19 protein-coding genes are annotated in these 19,996 nt (G+C 66.1%); 7 read left to right on the top strand and 12 right to left on the bottom strand.

The window, feature by feature from the left end:
• Positions 1–119: 119 nt before the first annotated feature.
• Positions 120–2,393 (top strand): helicase-associated domain-containing protein, encoded by a 2,274-nt coding sequence (locus MHEC_RS04730; RefSeq protein ID WP_048890034.1) that lies wholly within the window; start codon positions 120–122, stop codon positions 2,391–2,393.
• 89 nt (positions 2,394–2,482) lie between these two features.
• Positions 2,483–4,135 (top strand): DNA repair helicase XPB, encoded by a 1,653-nt coding sequence (locus MHEC_RS04725; RefSeq protein WP_048890169.1) that lies wholly within the window; start codon positions 2,483–2,485, stop codon positions 4,133–4,135.
• 9 nt (positions 4,136–4,144) lie between these two features.
• On the opposite strand, the gene MHEC_RS04720 is transcribed toward MHEC_RS04725, so the two are convergent.
• From MHEC_RS04720 to MHEC_RS04705, 4 genes are all read right to left on the bottom strand, one after another.
• A complete protein-coding gene (locus tag MHEC_RS04720) occupies positions 4,145–5,290 on the bottom strand; it encodes a thiolase family protein (protein ID WP_048890035.1) in 1,146 nt (381 codons plus the stop codon).
• Between the two features lie 11 nt (positions 5,291–5,301).
• Complete coding sequence (locus MHEC_RS04715) at positions 5,302–5,715, bottom strand: Zn-ribbon domain-containing OB-fold protein (RefSeq protein ID WP_048890036.1); 414 nt, start codon at positions 5,713–5,715, stop codon at positions 5,302–5,304.
• Between the two features lie 87 nt (positions 5,716–5,802).
• Positions 5,803–6,792, bottom strand: coding sequence for an LLM class F420-dependent oxidoreductase (locus MHEC_RS04710; RefSeq protein WP_048890037.1), 990 nt, complete (start codon positions 6,790–6,792; stop codon positions 5,803–5,805).
• 16 nt (positions 6,793–6,808) lie between these two features.
• On the bottom strand, positions 6,809–7,345 hold the full coding sequence (locus tag MHEC_RS04705) for a TetR/AcrR family transcriptional regulator (protein WP_048890038.1): 537 nt from the start codon (positions 7,343–7,345) through the stop codon (positions 6,809–6,811).
• Between the two features lie 77 nt (positions 7,346–7,422).
• On the opposite strand from MHEC_RS04705, the gene MHEC_RS04700 reads away from it, so the two are divergent.
• The 3 genes from MHEC_RS04700 to MHEC_RS04690 all read left to right on the top strand — a co-directional run bounded on the left by MHEC_RS04700 (position 7,423) and on the right by MHEC_RS04690 (position 10,217).
• Positions 7,423–8,634: an FAD-dependent monooxygenase gene (locus MHEC_RS04700; protein ID WP_048890039.1), complete on the top strand. Its 1,212-nt coding sequence runs from the start codon at positions 7,423–7,425 to the stop codon at positions 8,632–8,634.
• 3 nt (positions 8,635–8,637) lie between these two features.
• Positions 8,638–9,501 (top strand): LLM class F420-dependent oxidoreductase, encoded by an 864-nt coding sequence (locus MHEC_RS04695; RefSeq protein WP_048890040.1) that lies wholly within the window; start codon positions 8,638–8,640, stop codon positions 9,499–9,501.
• A 110-nt stretch (positions 9,502–9,611) separates the two neighbouring features.
• Positions 9,612–10,217, top strand: a complete 606-nt coding sequence (locus MHEC_RS04690) for a class I SAM-dependent methyltransferase (protein ID WP_048890041.1) — start codon at positions 9,612–9,614, stop codon at positions 10,215–10,217.
• Positions 10,218–10,284: 67 nt separating this feature from the next.
• Here MHEC_RS04690 and MHEC_RS04685 read toward each other — a convergent pair whose 3' ends face one another.
• Together MHEC_RS04685 and MHEC_RS04680 are read right to left on the bottom strand one after the other, a co-directional pair.
• Positions 10,285–12,420: a 3-hydroxyacyl-CoA dehydrogenase NAD-binding domain-containing protein gene (locus tag MHEC_RS04685; RefSeq protein ID WP_048890042.1), complete on the bottom strand. Its 2,136-nt coding sequence runs from the start codon at positions 12,418–12,420 to the stop codon at positions 10,285–10,287.
• A gap of 4 nt (positions 12,421–12,424) precedes the next feature.
• Positions 12,425–13,636, bottom strand: a complete 1,212-nt coding sequence (locus MHEC_RS04680; RefSeq protein WP_048890043.1) for an acetyl-CoA C-acetyltransferase — start codon at positions 13,634–13,636, stop codon at positions 12,425–12,427.
• Between the two features lie 147 nt (positions 13,637–13,783).
• Between MHEC_RS04680 and MHEC_RS04675 the strand changes: the two genes are divergently transcribed.
• Complete coding sequence (locus MHEC_RS04675; protein WP_048890044.1) at positions 13,784–14,995, top strand: pyridoxal phosphate-dependent aminotransferase; 1,212 nt, start codon at positions 13,784–13,786, stop codon at positions 14,993–14,995.
• On the opposite strand, the gene MHEC_RS04670 is transcribed toward MHEC_RS04675, so the two are convergent.
• A complete protein-coding gene (locus MHEC_RS04670; protein ID WP_071700235.1) occupies positions 14,958–15,416 on the bottom strand; it encodes an SRPBCC family protein in 459 nt (152 codons plus the stop codon). The genes MHEC_RS04675 and MHEC_RS04670 overlap by 38 nt on opposite strands.
• Positions 15,417–15,557: 141 nt before the next feature.
• Positions 15,558–16,004, bottom strand: a complete 447-nt coding sequence (locus MHEC_RS04665) for an SRPBCC family protein (RefSeq protein ID WP_048890170.1) — start codon at positions 16,002–16,004, stop codon at positions 15,558–15,560.
• Between the two features lie 66 nt (positions 16,005–16,070).
• On the opposite strand from MHEC_RS04665, the gene MHEC_RS04660 reads away from it, so the two are divergent.
• Entirely contained in the window at positions 16,071–17,753 is a 1,683-nt protein-coding gene (locus tag MHEC_RS04660) for an alpha-keto acid decarboxylase family protein (protein WP_048890046.1), read from the top strand.
• A gap of 10 nt (positions 17,754–17,763) precedes the next feature.
• On the opposite strand, the gene MHEC_RS04655 is transcribed toward MHEC_RS04660, so the two are convergent.
• Genes MHEC_RS04655 through MHEC_RS04640 form a run of 4 tightly spaced genes read right to left on the bottom strand, consistent with a single transcriptional unit; the run spans position 17,764 to position 19,977 of the window.
• Positions 17,764–17,949, bottom strand: coding sequence for a (2Fe-2S)-binding protein (locus MHEC_RS04655; RefSeq protein ID WP_071700236.1), 186 nt, complete (start codon positions 17,947–17,949; stop codon positions 17,764–17,766).
• A gap of 12 nt (positions 17,950–17,961) precedes the next feature.
• On the bottom strand, positions 17,962–18,588 hold the full coding sequence (locus MHEC_RS04650; protein ID WP_048890047.1) for a hypothetical protein: 627 nt from the start codon (positions 18,586–18,588) through the stop codon (positions 17,962–17,964).
• Between the two features lie 25 nt (positions 18,589–18,613).
• Entirely contained in the window at positions 18,614–19,219 is a 606-nt protein-coding gene (locus MHEC_RS04645) for a hypothetical protein (protein ID WP_048890048.1), read from the bottom strand.
• Positions 19,216–19,977 (bottom strand): hypothetical protein, encoded by a 762-nt coding sequence (locus tag MHEC_RS04640; RefSeq protein WP_236591471.1) that lies wholly within the window; start codon positions 19,975–19,977, stop codon positions 19,216–19,218. Before MHEC_RS04640 ends, MHEC_RS04645 begins: the two co-directional genes overlap by 4 nt.
• Positions 19,978–19,996: the final 19 nt, after the last annotated feature.

Below are 19,996 nucleotides of genomic sequence, written 5' to 3'. Positions count from 1 at the left end.
ACAGGTCTGATGGTGACAAGCGGCCCGGGCCGCCGTGGCCAATTGCTCGACCTCGGGCTCCTAAGCTGCAATTACTCGCCGTCGTCGCCGTGACGGTCACTGCTTTACCCTGGTCAGCAATGACCCGACACACCCCGGATATCCCGCTGGGGTCCTGGCTGGCCGGCTGGCCCGACGAGCGGCTGATCCGTCTGCTGGAGTGCCGCCCCGACCTTGCCCAGCCGCCGCCCGGCAGCATCGCCGCCCTGGCCGCTCGGGCCCAGGCGCGACAGTCCATCAGGGCCGCTACCGACGAGCTCGACTTCTTACGGCTGGCGCTGATCGACGCGCTGCTGGTGCTGCACGCCGACACCGCCCCGGTGCCGGTGGCCAAGCTGCTGGCACTGATCGGTGCGCGAGCGCCCGAGGCCGATGTGCTTGCCGCGCTCGATGACCTCAAAGAGCGCGCCCTGGTGTGGGGCGACACCCAGGTCCGGGTGGCCGCCGACGCCGGCGCCGGGCTGCCTTGGCACCCCGGCCAGGTGACCCTGGAGGACGAAACCCGCACCAGGGAGCAGATTGTTGAGCTGATCGACGAACTCGACGACGACGAGCTCGCGGTGCTGGACAAGCTGCTGGCAGGCTCCCCGATGGGCCGCACCCGCGACGCGGCTCCCGGAGCTGCCCCGGATCGCCCGGTGCCGCGGCTGCTGGCCAGGGGGCTGCTGCGGCGCATCGACGCCGAGACGGTGATCTTGCCGCGCCAGGTTGGTCACGTGCTGCGCGGCGAGGACCCGGGCCCGACGCAGCTGACCGCGCCCGACCCGGTCGTCACGACCACCACCCAGGCCGACGCCGATGCCGCGGCGGCCGGCGCCGTCATCGACCTGTTGCGTGAGCTCGACGTGCTGCTCGAAACGCTGTCCGCCGCACCGGTTGCCGAGCTGCGCAGCGGCGGGCTGGGGGTCCGCGACCTCAAGCGGCTAGCGAAGGTGACCGGCATCGACGAGGCGCGGCTGGGCCTGATCCTGGAGCTCGCGGCGGCCGCCGGGCTGATTGCCAGCGGCATGCCCAGCCCACCGCAGGAAGGCGGTGACGGCCCCTACTGGGCGCCCACCGTGGCCGCCGACCGGTTTGCTGAAGCCGCGGCCGCCGAGCGGTGGCATTTGCTGGCCAGCACCTGGCTGGACCTGCCCACCCGTCCCGCGCTGATCGGCACCCGCGGCCCCGACGCGAAACCCTATGGTGCGCTGTCAGATTCGGTGTACTCGACGGCGGCTCCGCTGGATCGCCGGCTGCTGTTGGGCCTGCTGGCCGAACTGCCGCCCGGCGCCGGTGTCGACCAGACCTCCGCGTCGGCAACACTGGTGTGGCGGCGCCCCCGATGGGCAAAGCGGCTGCAGCCCGGCCCGGTGGCAAACCTACTTGACGAAGCCCACTTTCTGGGCCTGGTCGGCCGCGGAGCGATCAGCACGCCCGGCCGCGCACTGCTGGACGCAAAGACCGGTGACGACGCCGTGGTCGCCGCGATGCGGCGGGCGCTTCCCGAACCGATCAACCACTTTTTGGTGCAGGCTGACCTGACCGTCGTGGTGCCCGGCCCGCTGGAGCGGTCTTTAGCCGAGGAACTGGCCGCCGTCGCCACCGTCGAGTCGGCCGGCACGGCGATGGTCTACCGCGTAAGCGAAGAGTCGATCCGGCATGCCCTGGACCTCGGTAAGTCCGCCGACTCGCTGCACGCGCTGTTTGACAAACATTCGAAAACACCTGTACCGCAAGGTCTTACCTACCTCATCGATGATGTCGCTCGTCGTCACGGACAGCTTCGGGTCGGCATGGCGGCGTCGTTTGTACGCTGCGAGGACCCCGCGCTGTTGGCCCAGGCGGTGGCCACGCCCGCCGCCGGACAGCTACAGCTGCGGCTGTTGGCACCGACCGTGGCCGTCTCGCAGGCGCCGATCTCCGAGGTGCTGGCGGTACTGCGTGCCGCCGGCTTCGCCCCGGCCGCCGAGGATTCCTCGGGCACCATCGTCGACATCCGTGCCCGCGGTGCGCGCGTGCCCACCCCTCAGCATCGTCGCACGCTACGCCCGATCCCCCGGCCCACGCGCGACAGCCTGAGCGCCGTCGTCTCGGTCTTGCGCAAAGTCACCGCCGCACCGTTTGCCGGCATGCGCGTTCATCCCGCGACGGTCATGGCGCTGTTGCAGCAGGCGGTCCGCGATGCCGCCACGGTAGTGATCGGCTACGTCGACCCCGCAGGCGTAGCCACCCAGCGCATAGTGTCACCGATCACCGTGCGCGGCGGCCAGCTGGTGGCCTTCGATTCCGCGTCTGGACGGCTGCGCGACTTCGCCGTCCATCGCATCATGTCCGTGGCGCGCGCTGACGACGAGCCAGAACGCGATGGCTAGCGGCGCGAGGATGTCGGCGGCGCCCGGATAATCGGCGATATGACCCGCGCCGACACCCGTGCAGAGCGCAGCGATGAGGAGCGGCAGTGATGACCGACGGGCCGCTGATCGTGCAGTCCGACAAGACGGTGCTGCTCGAGGTCGATCACGAGTTGGCCGGCGATGCGCGGGCGGCGATTGCGCCGTTCGCTGAATTGGAACGCGCTCCCGAGCACGTGCACACCTACCGCATCACCCCGCTGGCGCTGTGGAACGCCCGCGCCGCCGGGCACGACGCCGAACAGGTCGTCGACGCGCTGGTGACCTACTCCCGCTACGCGGTGCCCCAGGCGCTACTGGTCGACATCGTCGACACCATGGCCCGCTACGGTCGGCTGCAGTTGGTCAAGCATCCAGCACATGGCCTGACTCTGGTAAGTCTGGATCGCGCAGTGCTGGAAGAAGTGCTGCGCAACAAGAAGATCACCCCGATGCTCGGCGCCCGCATCGACGAGGACACCGTCGTCGTGCATCCCAGCGAGCGTGGCCGGGTCAAGCAGATGCTGCTCAAAATCGGCTGGCCCGCAGAAGATCTCGCTGGGTATGTCAACGGCGAGGCCCATCCGATCAGCCTGCGGCAAGACGGCTGGCATCTGCGTGACTACCAGCGGATGGCGGCCGAGTCGTTCTGGTCCGGGGGCTCCGGGGTGGTGGTGTTGCCCTGCGGGGCGGGCAAGACGTTGGTCGGCGCCGCGGCCATGGCCAAAGCCAGTGCGACGACGTTGATTTTGGTTACCAACACCGTCGCCGCGCGGCAGTGGAAACGTGAGCTGGTCGCGCGCACGTCGCTCACGGCTGACGAGATCGGCGAATACTCAGGCGAGCGCAAGGAGATTCGCCCCGTCACCATCTCCACTTATCAAATGATGACCCGTCGCAGCAAGAAGGGCGAGTATCGGCACCTGGAACTGTTCGACAGCCGCGATTGGGGACTGATTATCTATGACGAGGTGCATCTGCTTCCGGCCCCCGTGTTCCGGTTGACCGCCGATCTGCAGTCGCGGCGCCGGTTGGGATTGACCGCGACGCTGATCCGCGAAGACGGCCGCGAGGGCGACGTCTTCAGCCTGATCGGGCCCAAGCGCTATGACGCGCCGTGGAAGGACATCGAGGCGCAGGGCTGGATCGCGCCCGCCGAATGTGTCGAGGTGCGGGTGACGCTCACCGACAACGAGCGGATGATGTATGCCACCGCCGAACCCGAGGAGCGGTACCGGGTCTGCTCGACCGCGCACTCGAAAATCGCAGTGGTCAAATCGATCCTGAGCCGACACCCCGGAGAGCCGACCCTGGTGATCGGCGCCTATCTCGACCAGCTCGAAGAACTCGGTGCGCTGCTGGACGCTCCGGTGATCCAGGGGGCGACCAAAACCGCCGAGCGTGAGGCGCTCTTCGACGCGTTTCGCCGTGGCGAGGTAAGCACCCTGGTGGTGTCGAAGGTGGCCAATTTTGCCATCGACCTGCCGGAAGCCGCTGTGGCCGTGCAGGTTTCGGGGACTTTCGGGTCGCGGCAGGAGGAGGCCCAGCGCCTGGGCCGGTTGCTGCGGCCCAAGGCAGACGGCGGCGGTGCCGTGTTCTACTCGGTGGTGGCCCGCGACAGCCAGGACGCCGAGTACGCCGCCCACCGGCAGCGGTTTCTGGCCGAGCAGGGCTACGGCTATGTCATCCGCGACGCCGACGACCTGCTGGGCCCGGCAATCTAGCGCGAGCGCCTAGGTGGTCAGGATCGTCGCGGCGGCGGTACCCGGCGCGCCGTACACCTGCGCGAAGCCAACCCGCGGGGTGCCGCCCACTTGACGATCACCTGCCTCACCCCGCAGCTGACGCACCAACTCGTGAACCTGCCGCAGCCCCGACGCGCCGATCGGCTCGCCGTTGGCGATCAGCCCGCCGTCGGTGTTGATCGGCATCGAGCCACTGATTTCGGTGGCGGCGTCGGCCAGTAGCTTCTCCTGATCGCCGTCGGCGCAGAATCCCGCCTCGGCCATGTGGATCACCTCGGCACCGGCGTCGGTGTCCTGCAACTGGATGACGTCGACGTCCTCGGGGCCTACACCGGCCGCCTCGAACGCGGCCCGCGACGCATAGACGGTCGGCGACACATCTTCTTCGATCGGCGCGAAGGTGGCGTGCACCTCGTAGGCCCCGTAACGGCGGGTGCGGATCTCAGCGGCCCGCAAATACACCGGTTTCGACGTATAACGGTGGGCGATGTCAGCACGGCACATGATCACTGCCGCCGCTCCCTCGTCGGGGGCGCAGAACATGTATTGGGTCAACGGATAATTCAGCACGGCTGAGCCGAGAATCTGCTCCTCGGACAGCGGCTTGCGCCGAAAAGCATTGGGGTTCAACGCCCCGTTGCGATAGTTCTTAGCGGCCACCTTGGCCAAGGTCTCAGCCGAGATACCGTGCTCGTGGAGGTAGCGGTTGGCCTTCATCCCGAAGAACTTGGTGGTGACGAACTGGCCGTTCTCGGCGTACCAAGCCGGCAGGGCCAGCTTGGCGGGGTCGTCGGTAAACGCGCCGCGGGGATGCTTGTCCATGCCGACCGCGATGCCGATGTCGTATTTGCCCAACCGGATAGTGTCGGCGCACAACTGGGTGGCACTTGCCGCGGTGGCGCAGGCGTTGAATACGTCGGTGAACGGAATTCCCGTCAGCCCAACCAATCTGGTGACCGCGTCTGGGTTGGACACCTCGTGGCTGCCACCCACACCGAACTGGATGTCCTTCCAGTCCAGGCTCGCGTCAGCCAGCGCGGCCTGAATCGCGTCGGCGCCCATCTCCATCGCGGACTTACCCTCGAAACGCCCGAACGGGTGCAGGCCCACACCGATAATTGCCACATCGTTCATCTCAGAACTCCTCAGACCGGCCGGAACGCGAATGTCATGATCTCGTTGCCGTCGTCGTCGGTGGTCAACGGCACCATGGTCAGCTCGACCTCCATGCCGAACCGCAGCTTGGCCGGGTCGTTTTCGGTGAGCCGCCCCTCGACGCGGATCACGTCGCCAAGCTGGACCAGGCCGACCCCGAACGGGCTGAACGCGTCACCCGTCGGACCGGCGTAGGGAGGCCCCGGCGGAAACCCCTGCGTGGTCCAGGCCACCAGGGTTCCGCGACGCGGCAGCAACAGCTCGGACATCTGCCCACCGCTGCACCGTGGGCAGCGCTGCTGCACCGGGAAAGTGGTGGCGCCGCAGGTTGCACAGCGGCTGCCGATCAGCTGTGGGTTGTCGTCGGGCCAGGTAGAGATGTCCGGCGCCAGCGCCTTCTGCATCGGGCGATCCTCCGCGGTCGGAAAAGACAATAGTGCTCGTCAGCAAAAGGTACAACAGCATTCCGCGAAAACGGAAATCTCATTCTCCTAACCCAGCGCCGGAATCACTTCGCGCTCGAACAACTCGATGCCGGACCTGTCGTAAGCCGCTTCCGGGAAGTAGCAGATGACGTAGCGGCAGCCCAGCTCACGCAGGCGCTCGAGCCGTGTGATCACTTGTTCGGGCGTGCCCACGGCCGACTCGGGGCCGCTGGTGCCGGCGATCATCGCGTCGGCGGCCGATTCGGTCACATATCCGATCATTCGTTCGCGGATGCGTTGTAGCCGGTCGTTCACCTCGGACTCCGAGGTACCCACTACGGCATTCACGTTGACCGAGCGCACGATCGCGTCGAAGTCGGCGCCCACGTCGCGGCAGTGTCGGGCCAGCGCTTCAGATTTGCGGGAGAACGCCTCCGGCTCCGGCGTGAAATTGGTGTATTGCCCGTATTTCGCGGCGATCCGCAACGTCACCTTCTCCCCGCCACCGGCAATCCATAGTGGAATACCATTGTCCTGCAATGGTTTCGGTGCAACAATCGCGCCGTCGGCCTGGTAATGTTCGCCGCGGAAGGTTACTTTGCCGTCGCGCCAGGCGGCACGCATGATCTGCACACCCTCGTCTAGACGCGCGAGCCGTACCCGAGCAGGCGGAAATCCGTAACCGTAAGCGCGCCATTCGTGTTCGTACCAGCCGCCGCCGATGCCCATCTGGATCCGGCCGCCGGAGATGATGTCGGCGGTGGCCGCGACCTTGGCCAGATAAACCGGGTTGCGGTAGCTCATCGCGGTGCACATCTGGCCGAGCTTGATCCGCGACGTCGTCGCCGCATAGGCCGCCATCAGCGACCAGGCCTCGTGGGTGGCTTCGCCGGTCGGCACCGGCACCGTGTGAAAGTGGTCGTAGACCCACAGTGAATCCCACGCGCTGGCGTCGGCGTGGGCGGCCAGCTCGCGCATCACCGCCCAGTGCCGGGCGGGTTCGATCCCCACCAGGTCCAGTCGCCAGCCCTGCGGAATGAACAGTCCAAAGCGCATAGCTGCCGACTGTATGTCAAAGGCCCAGAGCCGCCAGCGCGCCCTCGACCGCCGCGGCACGCAGCTTCTCGAACGGCGCGTCGGGAAACTGCAGGCAGCAGTCCTGCAGGCCGCCGAACGCGATCACCGCGCGGGTGGCTTGCGCCAGCGTCGGTTTCGGCCCGAACACCAGCTTGCCGAGCCGTTCCCGCCACGCCAGTACCTTTTCGACCAGGCCGAGGTCCTCGAGTATGGCGAATTCCGCCAGCACCACCACGAGATCGCGCCGATGCCGGTGGTGGAAATCGAAATAGCCTTCGAGCAGCTCGCGCACCTCGACGCTGCCCTGGCTTTCCTTTTCGGCGATGAACTGTTCGCCGTCGTCGATCAGGGGTTGCACGATGCTGCGGATCAGCTCGTCGCGCGAGGCGAAGTGGTAGTACAGCGCGGGTTTGGTAATCCCCAATTTGTCGGCGATGTCCTGCAGGCTGGTCCGTTGCACACCCTGCTGCAGGAACAGCTCGCGGGCCACATCTTGGATGCGCTCGCGGGTATCGGAGCGGGGTCGGCTCACCTGGGAAGTTTAACTGACTTAACGGTTGGTAAGCAGGCATGGTAAGCTTACCAATCGTTAAGTAAGGGGGTTCTCCGGTGCGGGTCTTGATCTCGGGCGCCAGCATCGCCGGGCCGGTTGTGGCGTACTGGCTGGCCAGGCGCGGTTTCGACGTCACGGTCGTCGAGCGCGCGCCGACGTTACGCAAAACCGGAGGCCACGCGGTCGACTTGTTCCGCCCGGCGATGGACATCTCGGCGCACATGGGCGTGCTGCCCCGCATCGAGGAGCGCACGACCGGGACCACGCGGATGACCATCCACCGGCAGTCCGGCGGGCGGCCGATCAGCGTCGACCTCGCCAAGATCGTCGCCGCCGCCTCCGACCGGCACGTCGAGATCATGCGCGACGATCTCAGCGAGATCTACTACGACGCCGGTCGCGACGACGTCGAGTATCTGTTCGGGGACTCGATTACCGCCATTTCACCCGACGGGGACGTGACGTTTCAGCGGACGCCGCCACGCAGGTTCGACGTCGTCATCGGCGCCGACGGGCTGCATTCCAACGTCAGGCGGCTGACCTTCGGTGACGACGCCGGGATGACCCGATTTCTGGGCGCATACCTGGCGGTGGCGTCGGTGCCGAAAACGCTTGCACCCGAAGGGGAAATGCACTGCCATGTCGGGGTGGGGCGGATGGCGGCGATCTACAGCGCTCGGCATCTGGACGATGCGCGACTGGTTTTCCTGTTCCGCAGCCCGCAGCTGCACTACCACCATCGCGATACGCTGCGGCAAAAGCAGTTACTGCGCACGGCGTTCGCCGCGATGGCACCACGGGTCGACGATTGGCTGACCCGGCTCGAGGACACTCCGGCCTTCTACTTCGACTCCATTACCCAGTTGCAGTTGGACGGTTGGTCGCAGGGCCGGGTGACCCTCGTCGGCGATGCAGGCTACTGCCCTGGCCCGGCGGTGGGTGGCAGTACCAGCCTCGCGGTGGTCGGCGCCTATGTGCTGGCCGGGGAACTGGCCCGGACAGGTGGCGATCACGCACACGCATTTACCGCCTACCAACGACGGATGAGCGAGCCGGTGCGCCGCAGCCGCGCTTTCGCGCGGACCGCCGCCAAAACCATCGTCCCTGCTTCCCGCGCGGCGCTCTGGGCGGTGACCCGGGGTATCCAGGTGGTGTCGGCCCTGCCCAGCCCGCTCACCCGGACCGTGGCCAAGCTGAACACCACCGGCGTGCGCTTGCACGACTCGATCCCGGTGCCCGACTATGCTGCCGGCGTCTGGCAACATTGATCCGTGGAGCTTTCCGGGGTCGGAATATGGAGTAGCCAGCTGCGTTACGGCGATCCAGCCGAAGCCGCCGATGCCGCAGCGGAATTGGACGATTTGGGCTTTACAGCGCTGTGGATTCCCGATGTCGGCGGGCCGGTCTTCGATGCGGTGGAGCGGCTGCTTGCCGCCACCAAGCAGACGGTGATCGCCACGGGCATCCTCAACCTGTGGATGCATGCACCCGACGATGTCGCCAAATCCCATGCCGCACTGAGCGCCGAGCACGCAGACCGCTTTCTGCTGGGCATCGGCGTCAGCCACGCTCCCCTGATCGACGCGAAACAGCCGGGCAGATACCGCAAGCCGCTGGCCGCGACGGCGTCGTTCCTGGACGGATTGGATGCCGCAGCCCAGCCGGTGCCGGTCGAGCGGCGGGTGCTGGCAGCGCTGGGCCCGAAAATGCTGGCGCTGGCGGCCAGCCGCGCCCGCGGAGCCCACCCCTACCTGGTGACTCCTGAGCACACCGCCACGGCGCGTTCGGTTTTGGGCGATGGCCCGTTGCTGCTGCCGGAGCAGACCGTGATCCTGTGCGACGACGCCGACGAGGCGCGCCGCATCGGCACCGAGTGGCTTCGCGCGTATCTGGCGTTGCCGAACTACGCCAATAATCTGTTGCGCAGCGGGTTTTCGGCGGACGATCTGGCGCAGGTGAGCGATCGGCTCTTCGATGCGATCATCGCCTGGGGTGACGAGGCGGCCATCATGCGCAGGGTCGCCGAACACCAGGCAGCCGGCGCCGACCACGTCTGCGTCCAGGTGCTGGCGGCCGATCAGAGAGCCTTTCCCCGCGAGCAGTGGCGCCGAATCGCCGCAGCGTGCAACGCGTGACACAGAGTTTCCAGCCCAACCGCATGTCGCGGATCGTTGCGGGAACCATCCGCCGCGCCGGGCCGATGCCTGCGCTTTCATCAGCGCCGGCAACGTAATACCGTGAGGCAATGGCTTCCCGACACGCATTGTTTCGCGTCTTCTACCGGCTGGGTTTTACCCCGTGGGACGGCCATCCGCAGTCGCCGGTATTGCGTGGGCTCATCGAGGGATCCGACGCGCTGCCGCCAGGGTCGGCACTTGACGTCGGATGTGGCACCGGAGATGCGTCGATCTACCTGGCCCAGCACGGATGGCACGTCACCGGGGTGGACTTCGTGCCGAAGGCACTCGATAGAGCTCGAGCAAAGGCTCGGGCGGCAAACGTCACGGTCAACTTCGTCCGGGCCGACGTCACGCATCTAGGTCAGGCCGGAATCGGCTCGGGATTCCAGGTGATCGTGGACAACGGTTGCTTCCACGGCATGAGTGCTCATGACCGCGACCTCTATGTCGACGAGATCACGGCCGCCGCCGCGCCCGGCGCACGGCTGGTGATGGTGGCCTTCGCGCCCCGCGGCGGTTTTGGCCCGGCGGGCGTCGAGCAGTCGGAAATCGAACGTCGCTTCACGCCGGGCTGGTCGCTGTTGTCGGCGACTGACGAACCGCGCTGGGCGGATGGAAACAGGTTTGCCGCCCGATTCCACGCCCGCACCTACCTGCTGCAGCGCCGGTAGCTCCCCGCCGACCAGGCGCTAAAACTCCTCAAAACCCCTGGTTTCGGGGTTTCAGCGGCTGCTCGCGCTAACCGGGCAGCGACTCCGGTGGTAAGAACCGGTCGCCGTACTTGGCGGCCAACTCGCGGGCGCGGGCGACAAAACCTTCCTTACCACCCGGATAGCCGACGACGAACTGCGCGGTGCCACCGGTCCACGGCGGGAAACCGATACCCATGATCGATCCGATGTTGGCGTCGGCGGTGGACGTCAGCACCCCCTCGTCGAGGCACTTCTGGGTTTCCAGGGCCTCCGCGAACAGCATGCGGTCGATGATGTCGGCCAGCGGCGGCTTCGACGAACCCGACTTGAAGGTCTCCCGCAGACCCGGCCACAGCCCGACCCGCTTGCCGTCGGCGTACTCGTAGAAGCCGGCGCCCTTGAGCTTGCCCGGCCGGCCCAGCTCCAACATCTTGTTGACGACGGCCTCGGCCGGATGCGGGGTGTAGGTCAGGCCCGTGGCCTCGACGCCTTCGCGCGTCGCCTTGGCGATCTTGGCCATCAGCTCCAGGTTGAGCTCGTCGGAGAGCTGCAGCGGCGGCGCCGGGTAGCCGGCCTGACCACCGGCATGTTCGATGCTGGCCGGCTCCACGCCCTCGCCGAGCATCGCGATCGCCTCGTTGATGAATGTGCCGATCACCCGGCTGGTGTAGAAGCCGCGGCTGTCGTTGACCACGATCGGCGTTTTCCCGATCTGCATCGCCAGATCAATAGCCTTGGCCAGGGTGGCGTCAGAGGTCTTGCGGCCCTTGATGATTTCCAGCAACGGCATCTTGTCGACCGGTGAGAAGAAGTGCAGGCCGATGAAGTCCTCGGCGCGCTTGACACCGGTGGCCAGTTCGGTGATCGGCAACGTCGAAGTGTTGGACCCCAGTACCGCGTCGGGCGCCACTATCGGCTCGATCTCGCCAAACACCTTGTGCTTCAAGTCAACCGACTCGAATACCGCCTCGATGACCAGGTCCGCGCCCGCCGCGTCATTAACGTCAGCGGTCGGATGGATACGGGACAACAGCGCATCCGAACGCTGCTGAGTGGTCTTGCCCCGTTGCAACGCCTTGGCTTCCAGCTTTTCCGAGTACTCCTTGCCCCTCTGCGCCGCCTCCAAGCTGACGTCTTTGAGCACCACGTCCATGCCCGCCTTGGCGCACACATAGGCGATGGCCGCACCCATCATTCCGGCACCGAGCACGGCGACCTTCTTGAACGTGGTCTTCTCGTAGCCCTCGGGTCGGGAGCCGCCCGAGTTGATGTGCTGCAGGTCGAAGAAGAATGCCTGAATCATGTTCTTGGCCACCTGCGAAGTGACCAGCGACGTGAAATACCGGCTTTCGATGCGGCTGGCGGTGTCGAAGTCGACCTGCGCGCCCTCCACGGCGGCGGCCAGGATGGCCCGCGGCGCCGGCATCGGAGCGCCCTTGAGCTGTTTGCGCAAGTTCGACGGGAACGACGGCAGGATGGCTGCCAGCGACGGCGATGACGGCGTGCCGCCGGGCATCTTGTAGTCCGGCTTGTCCCACGGCTGCACGTGCGCGTCGGGGTTGGCCTTGATCCATGTCTTGGCGGCGGGCACCAGCTCTTCCACGGTGGGAACCACCTCGTCGACAAGACCAATCTGCTTGGCCTTGGCCGGCTTGAACCGGGTTCCCTGCGCCAGGATTTCCACGAACGCCTTTTGGATGCCGAACATCCGCACCGTCCGCGTTACGCCGCCCCCACCGGGCAGCAAGCCGAGGGTCACCTCCGGTACTCCGATCTGGCTGCCCTTGACGTCGGCGGCGATCCGGTGATGACATGCCAGGGCGATCTCCAGACCACCGCCCAGCGCCGCCCCGTTGATGGCCGCGACGACGGGCTTCCCGAACGTCTCGAGGGTGCGTAGCTGCTTTTTGATGCGCTCCACAGTGTCGAAGAACTGCCCGGCATCCTCCGGTCGCGCCTTGACCATTGCGGTCAGGTCACCGCCGGCAAAGAAGGTCTTCTTGGCGCTGGTGATCACCACGCCGGTGATCGAATCCTTCTCGGCGACAAGGCGATCGACGGTCTCACCCATCGACTCGATGTAGGCCTCGTTCATCACGTTGGCCGACCCGGAAGGGTCGTCCATGGTCAGCGTGACGATGCCATCGGCGTCCTTGTCCCAAGCAATGATGTTGGCTGCCATGCGCTTAAACCCTCTCGATGATGGTGGCGACACCCATGCCGCCGCCGATGCACAACGTGACCAATGCGCGTCGCGCCCCCCGTCGCTCCAGCTCGTCGACCATGGTGCCCAGGATCATCGCGCCGGTGGCGCCCAGCGGGTGGCCCATCGCGATCGCACCGCCGTTGACGTTGAGCTTCTCGTCGGGGATGTTGAGATCCTTTTGGTACTTCAGTACCACCGAGGCGAACGCCTCGTTGAGCTCGAACAGGTCGATGTCGTCGATCCTCAGGCCGGCCCGGTCGAGCACCTTGCGGGTGGCTGGCGTCGGCCCGGTGAGCATGATCGTCGGCTCGGCGCCGCTGGTGGCGGTGGCCACGATGCGGGCCCGCGGCGTGAGGCCCTGCGACTTGCCCGCGGCTTCGGATCCGATGAGCACCAGCGCGGCGCCGTCGACGATCCCGGAGCTGTTGCCGCCGGTGTGGACGTGGTTGATCTTTTCCACCCAGTGATACTTCTGCAGCGCCACATCGTCGAAACCGCCGAGCGCCGCAATGCCTTCGAAGGCCGGCTTCAGTTTGGCCAGCCCCTCCATCGTGGTATCGGGCCGCATGTGCTCGTCGTGGTCGAGGATCAGCAGCCCGTTCTGGTCGCGGACTGCCACCACCGACTTGGCGAAGTAGCCACCGGACCAGGCCGCGGCGGCGCGCTGCTGGCTGCGCAACGCGTAGGCGTCGACGTCCTCGCGGGAGAAACCCTCCAGGGTGGCGATTAGGTCGGCACCGATGCCCTGCGGCACGAACCCGACGTCGTAGTTGGTGGCCGGGTCGAGCGCCATGGCGCCACCGTCGGAACCCATCGGCACCCGGCTCATCGACTCCACACCGCCGGCGAGCACCAGGTCGTCCCAGCCGGAACGCACCTTTTGCGCAGCGGTGTTCACCGCCTCGAGCCCGGACGCGCAGAACCGGTTGAGCTGCACCCCGCCGGTGGTGTCGGGCAACCCTGCGGCCAGCACCGCGGTGCGGGCGATGTCGCCGCCCTGGTCACCGACCGGCGACACCACGCCCAGGATGACGTCACTGATCATGTTCTCGTCGAGGTCGGGGAAGCGGCGGCGCAGCTCGTTGATGAGGCCGACGATTAGGTCGAGTGGCTTGACCTCATGGAGCGAGCCGTTTTTCTGCTTGCCGCGCGGAGTACGGATCGCCTCGTAGATGAAGGCTTCTTCGGACATGGCTGGTTCCTCTTCACTAGCCGCAGCGGGTATTGCCCGCCACCCTAACAAATCCGCCGATCAACCTGTTGGTTGGGCGATGGCCTGCCGCTCCGGCGCTCGGCATACCCGACGCCCGGCGTCCTGGACGTCCTAGGCTGAAGGACCATGACGGTGTCGCGACTGCGGCCATATGCGACCACGGTGTTTGCCGAAATGTCTGCGCTGGCCGCCAGGATCGGCGCAGTGAACCTCGGGCAGGGTTTTCCCGATGAGGACGGCCCACCCGGGATGCTCAGGGCCGCGCAGGATGCCATCGCGCGGGGGGTCAACCAGTACCCGCCGGGGATCGGGATGGCGCCGCTACGCCACGCCATCGCCGCGCATCGCAAACGGCACTACGGCGTCGACTACGATCCGGACACCGAAGTGCTGGTGACGGTCGGCGCGACCGAAGCCATCGCCGCGGCGGTGCTCGGACTGGTCGAGCCGGGCGATGAGGTGATCTTGATCCAGCCCTTCTACGACTCCTACTCGCCGGTGGTGGCGATGGCCGGGGCGCGGCGGGTTGTCGTCCCACTGGTGTTGGATGGCCGCGGCTTCGCGCTGGACGTCGACGCGCTGCGCCGCGCGGTGACGCCGCGCACCAAAGCGCTGATACTCAACTCACCGCACAACCCCACCGGCATGGTGCTCACGCATGCCGAGCTGGCGGCCGTCGCGGAAATCGCCGTCGAGGCGAACCTGCTGGTCATCTCCGACGAGGTGTACGAGCACCTGGTGTATGACGGCCGCCGGCACCTGCCCCCGGGCACCTTCCCAGGAATGGCCGAACGTACCGTCACCATCTCCAGTGCCGCCAAGATGTTCAATTGCACCGGCTGGAAGATCGGATGGGCTTGCGGCCCATCCGATCTCATCGCCGGGGTACGGGCAGCCAAGCAGTATCTGAGCTACGTCGGCGGCGCCCCGTTCCAGCCGGCGGTGGCTGAGGCGCTCAATAACGAAGAGGCCTGGGTGGCCGCACTGCGCACCGCGTTGCAGGCCAGGCGTGACCGACTGGCGAGCGCACTGGCCGAAGTGGGCTTCGACGTCCACGACAGTTCGGGCACCTACTTCCTGTGCGCGGATCCCCGTCCATTGGGCTATGACGACAGCACCGCGTTCTGTGCCGCGCTGCCCGGGAAGGTCGGGGTGGCCGCGATCCCGATGTCGGCCTTCTGCGACCCCGACGGCGAGCCTGCCAGGCTCTGGAATCACCTGGTGCGGTTCACATTTGCCAAACGGGATGACACCCTCGACGAGGCGATCCGCCGGCTGACGGCGCTACGCGACCGAAGCGCTACTGCGGCTCACGGGCGTCCTTCGCCCGACCCGTAACCCGCTCGCGCAGCCCCTCGGTCGCGGTGGCCAACACGATGTTGCTGGCCCGTTTGACGAGGAACTCGGGAATCGGTCCCGACGGTTCGACCGTGATGTCGAAGCGCACCCGGGTCTTGTCGACGCCCTCGCGCGTGAGGGTGTACTCCACGTGCTGTCCATGCTGTTGAAACGTTGCCTCGGCATCCCAGACCACCCAGTCGGGGCCCCAGTGATATTCGAGAATCTCGTTGTCCACCAGCCCGAAGATCTTGATGGTGGCCCTCACATGGTGGGGGCGGCCGTCGTCGTAGCGGTCCAGCACTTCCACCCGTTTGTGCACCGGAGACCACGCCGTCAGGGTGTTGATATCGGCGAGCGCTTCCATAATCACGTTGGGCGGCGCGTCGATAACGATTTCCCGGGATGCTCGTACGGCCACTACCACCAAGCTAGCAACACGCCGACTCCACGGCGGCAAATCCGCGAGTACCAGCCGCTTTCGCCAAGCGCAGCGGCAGGCCGGCAGGTTGTCGATGCCCCTCGCCGCCGGCTGCCGGCTCCGTCCCCGCCGGCGGTCCGGTCAACCGCGGCCTTTCTTGACGCTCAGCACCCGCTTTCGCAGTCCTTCGGTCGAGGTGTCCATCACTGCTTTGATGGTTCGTTTGAGCAGGAATCCCGGCAGCGGCACCGTCGGGTCGACGGTGATCTCGAACTTCACCCGAGTCTTGTCGCCCTCCGGGGTCAGCGTGTACACCGCGTCCTGGGATCGCTGTTGACTGGCACTGACCAGCGTCCAGCTCACGATGCCCTCACCCCAGGTGTAGGCGACCACCTGCTCATCGGTGATGCCGGCCGCCCTGACTTTCATCCGGGCCACTTTGGGCCGACCGTCGTCTCGCCTTTCGACCACTTCGGAGCTTTGATGTGCCGACGACCACTCGGGCAGCGATTCCAGATCAGCGATGACGTCGAGGATCTCCCCGGGGGTTGCTTCGATGACGACTTCGCGAGTTTCCCTGATTGCCATGGCCCGCACCATAGCGAGGCGGCGCGATGCCCGGAGTGGTTTTCGGGTGAGGGTACGGTCGTCTTCGTGAATGGAACTGAGCACTGTGCCTACACCGTGGGTGACTATCTGCTCGACCGCCTGACCGAACTCGGCGTCTCCGAAATCTTCGGCGTGCCCGGTGACTACAACCTTGAATTTCTCGACCACATCGTCGCGCATCCCGGTCTTCGCTGGGTGGGCAACGCCAACGAGCTCAACGCCGGCTACGCCGCTGACGGTTACGGGCGGCTGCGTGGAATGTCAGCAGTGGTCACCACGTTCGGAGTCGGCGAACTGTCAGCGGCCAACGCGATCGCAGGCAGCTACGCCGAACACGTACCAGTGGTGCATATTGTCGGCGGTCCGTCCAAGGACGCGCAGGGGACACGGCGGGCGCTGCATCATTCACTCGGCGACGGCGACTTCGAGCACTTCCTGCGGATCAGCCGCGAAATCACCTGTGCACAAACGACGCTCATGCCTGCGACGGCTACCCGGGAAATCGATCGGGTGCTTTCGGAGGTACGGGAACAAAAACAGCCCGGGTATATCCTGATGGCCACCGACGTCGCGCGCTTTCCGGCTGAACCGCCGGAGGCGCCGCTGCCACGCTATACCGGCGGCACCAGCCCACGTGCTCTTTCGCTATTCATCGACGCCGCAACCAAACTCATCGGAGACCATCAAGTCACCGTGCTCGCGGATTATCTGGTCCATCGCCTCGACGCCATCCCGCAACTCGAGGCGCTGCTGTCGGCCGATGCGGTCCCCCACGCCACCCTGATGTGGGGAAAGAGCCTGGTCGACGAGAGCAACCCGAACTTCCTGGGCATCTATGTGGGCGCGGCCAGCGCCGAGCCTGTGCGCCGCGCGGTCGAGGAGGCGCCGGTCCTGGTGACCGCCGGTGTGGTGTTCACCGACATGGTCAGCAGCTTCTTCAGCCAGCGCATCGACCCGGCCCGAACCATCGACGTCGGAGTTGATCAGAGCACCGTGGCCGGCCAGGTGTTCGCGCCCCTGGAGATGGGGACCGCACTGGAAGCGCTGGCCACGATTATCGCTGAACGTGGAATCACGTCGCCACCGGTCACACCCGCATCCGGCGGCGCCCCTTTGCAGTCTCCGCCGCGAGACCAGCCCCTCACTCAAAAAATATTGTGGGACCGGCTTGCTGCGGCGCTGACTCCGGGGAACGTGGTGGTCGCCGACCAAGGCACCTCGTTTTACGGGATGGCGTGCCACCGACTGCCCCGGGGGGTGACATTCATCGGCCAGCCCCTGTGGGGATCAATTGGCTATACGCTGCCGGCGGCCCTCGGCGCCGGCCTGGCGCACCGGGATCGCCGCCCGGTGCTGCTGATCGGCGATGGCGCCGCGCAGCTGACCGCCCAGGATCTCGGAGTCTTCTCCCGCGAAGGGCTGGCACCGGTGATCGTGCTGGTCAACAACGATGGTTACACCATAGAACGGGCGATACACGGAAAGAACGCTTCCTACAACGACATTGTGAGCTGGCGTTGGGCTGAGGTGCCGCGTGCGCTGGGCGTGACGAACGCACTCACGTTCCGGGCGCAAACCTGTGGCGAGCTCGACGACGCCTTTACCGCCGCCGCCCGGCACCAGGACCGGATGGTGTTCATCGAAGCCGTCGTCCCCCGCTTGGACGTCCCTGACCTTCTCGCCGAACTCGCCCGGCCCACCTCCCCGGATGGCAGTGCGCGCCGCTGAGCTTTTTCATCTATCGTTGCTGCGCTTGGCATCCGGTACGTGAGGACGTGATGATCGCCCGCACGGTGTGCCGACAGCGGCCGCATTCGGAGCCTGCCCCGCATGCCTCGGCCACCTTCTTTGTCGTCACCGCCCCGTTCGCGACGGCGTCGGCCACGGTCTGGCTGGTAACGCCGTTGCACAGGCACACGTACATGGGTTGATCCGATCACCGCGTCTCGTCGATCCGCATCATGTGGAGGAAGCGGCCGACGAAGATCGGCGGATAGGCACCCATTCCCGCACCGTCCATCCACTCGGCTGCCGGATCCGGGTGATCGATCCACCGCTGCGCATTGGCATCGGTGTCGATCTGCTGCAGAATCAGCACCTCCCGCGGATCGTCGAAAGCTCGATATATCCATGTCTTCTCGATGCCGGCAGCCTTGAACCTTTCGCGTGCGAGGTGAACCCGTTCGACCAAGGTCGACACGTCTGCCACTGACGTCATGGTCGCCAGAATGACGCTCGGCGGCTCAGCGGGTGACGACTGCGTCAGTTCAATCCGTTCGACAGTCTCGCCCGCGAAGACCGCCGGAATGTCCTTGACGCCGACGGCGTCGAACCACTCAAAGAACACCCGCGATCTCAAAAGGTCGACAATCGGCTCACGATTGCGGACACCGATAGTCACCAGAACGCGGCCATATTCGGTGGTCGAAGCGTACACGACAACGTGGTGGGCGCCGATGTCGGCGAGCGCCGACTTGCGCCGCTGCAGCAACGGCCACACGCGTGTCGGATCGGGCACCCGATAGTCGGAAGCGAGTACCAGGGACTGCAGGTCGTTTGTCATCGTCGACATCCCTCGGGCTGCAGTCCTAGACGGGATTGAACGACGAAATAAGCCACTTCCCTTTGGCTTTGGTCAAGGTGACCAAGACGCTGCTGGAGGTCAAAGCCGGGTCGGGGCGGTCCTTGCTGACCGTGCTTTGGTTGACAAAGACTAACACCACAGCCGAGTCCGGATGTATCTCCGACACCGCGGCACGCACCACCACTGCGCTGGTCTTCAGCGACTTCTGCTTGGCGGCGGGAGCAACAATCTGATCGGTGAACTGGTTGTAGTACGAGAGGAAGTCGCCGGTCAGATGTGACTTAGCGGTGGCAAAGTCGCGGTCGAGGCTATCGGGGGAATACGACAGGATCGCGACGGTCCCGTCGGTGGCAGCCGAAATCGCGGACTTGGCTGCCGCGGCATCGGTGGCCCGGTCCGGCCGATATTGGAAATAGAACAACCACGCCGCCAGTGCCACCGAGGCTAGCACCAGCAAGGCGACCAGCAGTGAGACGACATTTGCGCGCAGCAGCTCCGTCACCCGGCGGGCGAGACGCTGCGCGCGCCCCGGTGCCGCCGCTTCCTCGCCCCGTTCCTTCTGGGCGGTCGCAGCGGCCCCGTCGACCGTCGATGTTTTTTCGGCGGTCACGGCACAAACTCGACTTTCGACATTTTGAGCTGATCACCGTCGCGCGCAACCGTCACGACCAGCCTGAAATTGCGTGGATCCTCCTTTGCGCCTGCAGCATTCGTAACTTCCGATCTGGACACCACCAGCGCCGTCGCCGAATCCTTGGTCATCGAGTCCAAGTCCACTGCCACCGCCTGGACAGTACCCTTCTCGACCACCTTCGACTGTTCCACCACCTTGATGAAATCGTCTGCCATCTTTTGGAATTCGTCCTTAAATGAGCCGGTGGAATTGTCGATGATGCGCTGCACATCGGGCTTGGCATGGTTGAAGTCCAGCGAGGTCAGCGTCACGACACCCTGCCGTGCGGCGGCGGCGAATTCGGCTGCGCGCTGACGCTGCTGGGTCAGATTGCGATGCTCCAGCATCATGTAGACGCTCCCGCCCAGCGCGGCGAGGACGACGATCGCGGCCAGGACTGTCGCCGCCACGGACAACCTGATGCGCTGCCGCCAACGCCGGATATATCCCGGCTTGTCCTGTCCCACATCACCGGCGGGAGCGTCGGCGTCGGCGGTGCTGTCCTCGATGGGGGGTGCCTGAGGCTCGCTCGCCGGCTCGACCGTCGCGGATGCCTCCGGTTGCACATCGGCGGCTCCACTGGCTTCGGCGGCGGCTTCGGCCTGCCGGCGCAGCTGAATGGCGCGGGCGCGGGCACGCGCGGCCGCCGCAAGGGCCTCGGCTTCCGCGGCTTCTGCCTCGGCCTGCTCGGCCATCGCCAGAATTTCGGCAGCT

The organism is Mycobacterium heckeshornense, from assembly GCF_016592155.1.
GTDB lineage: Bacteria > Actinomycetota > Actinomycetes > Mycobacteriales > Mycobacteriaceae > Mycobacterium > Mycobacterium heckeshornense.
The sequence above is the reverse complement of the archived record's forward strand: the minus strand, read 5'-3'. Positions and strand labels throughout refer to the sequence as shown.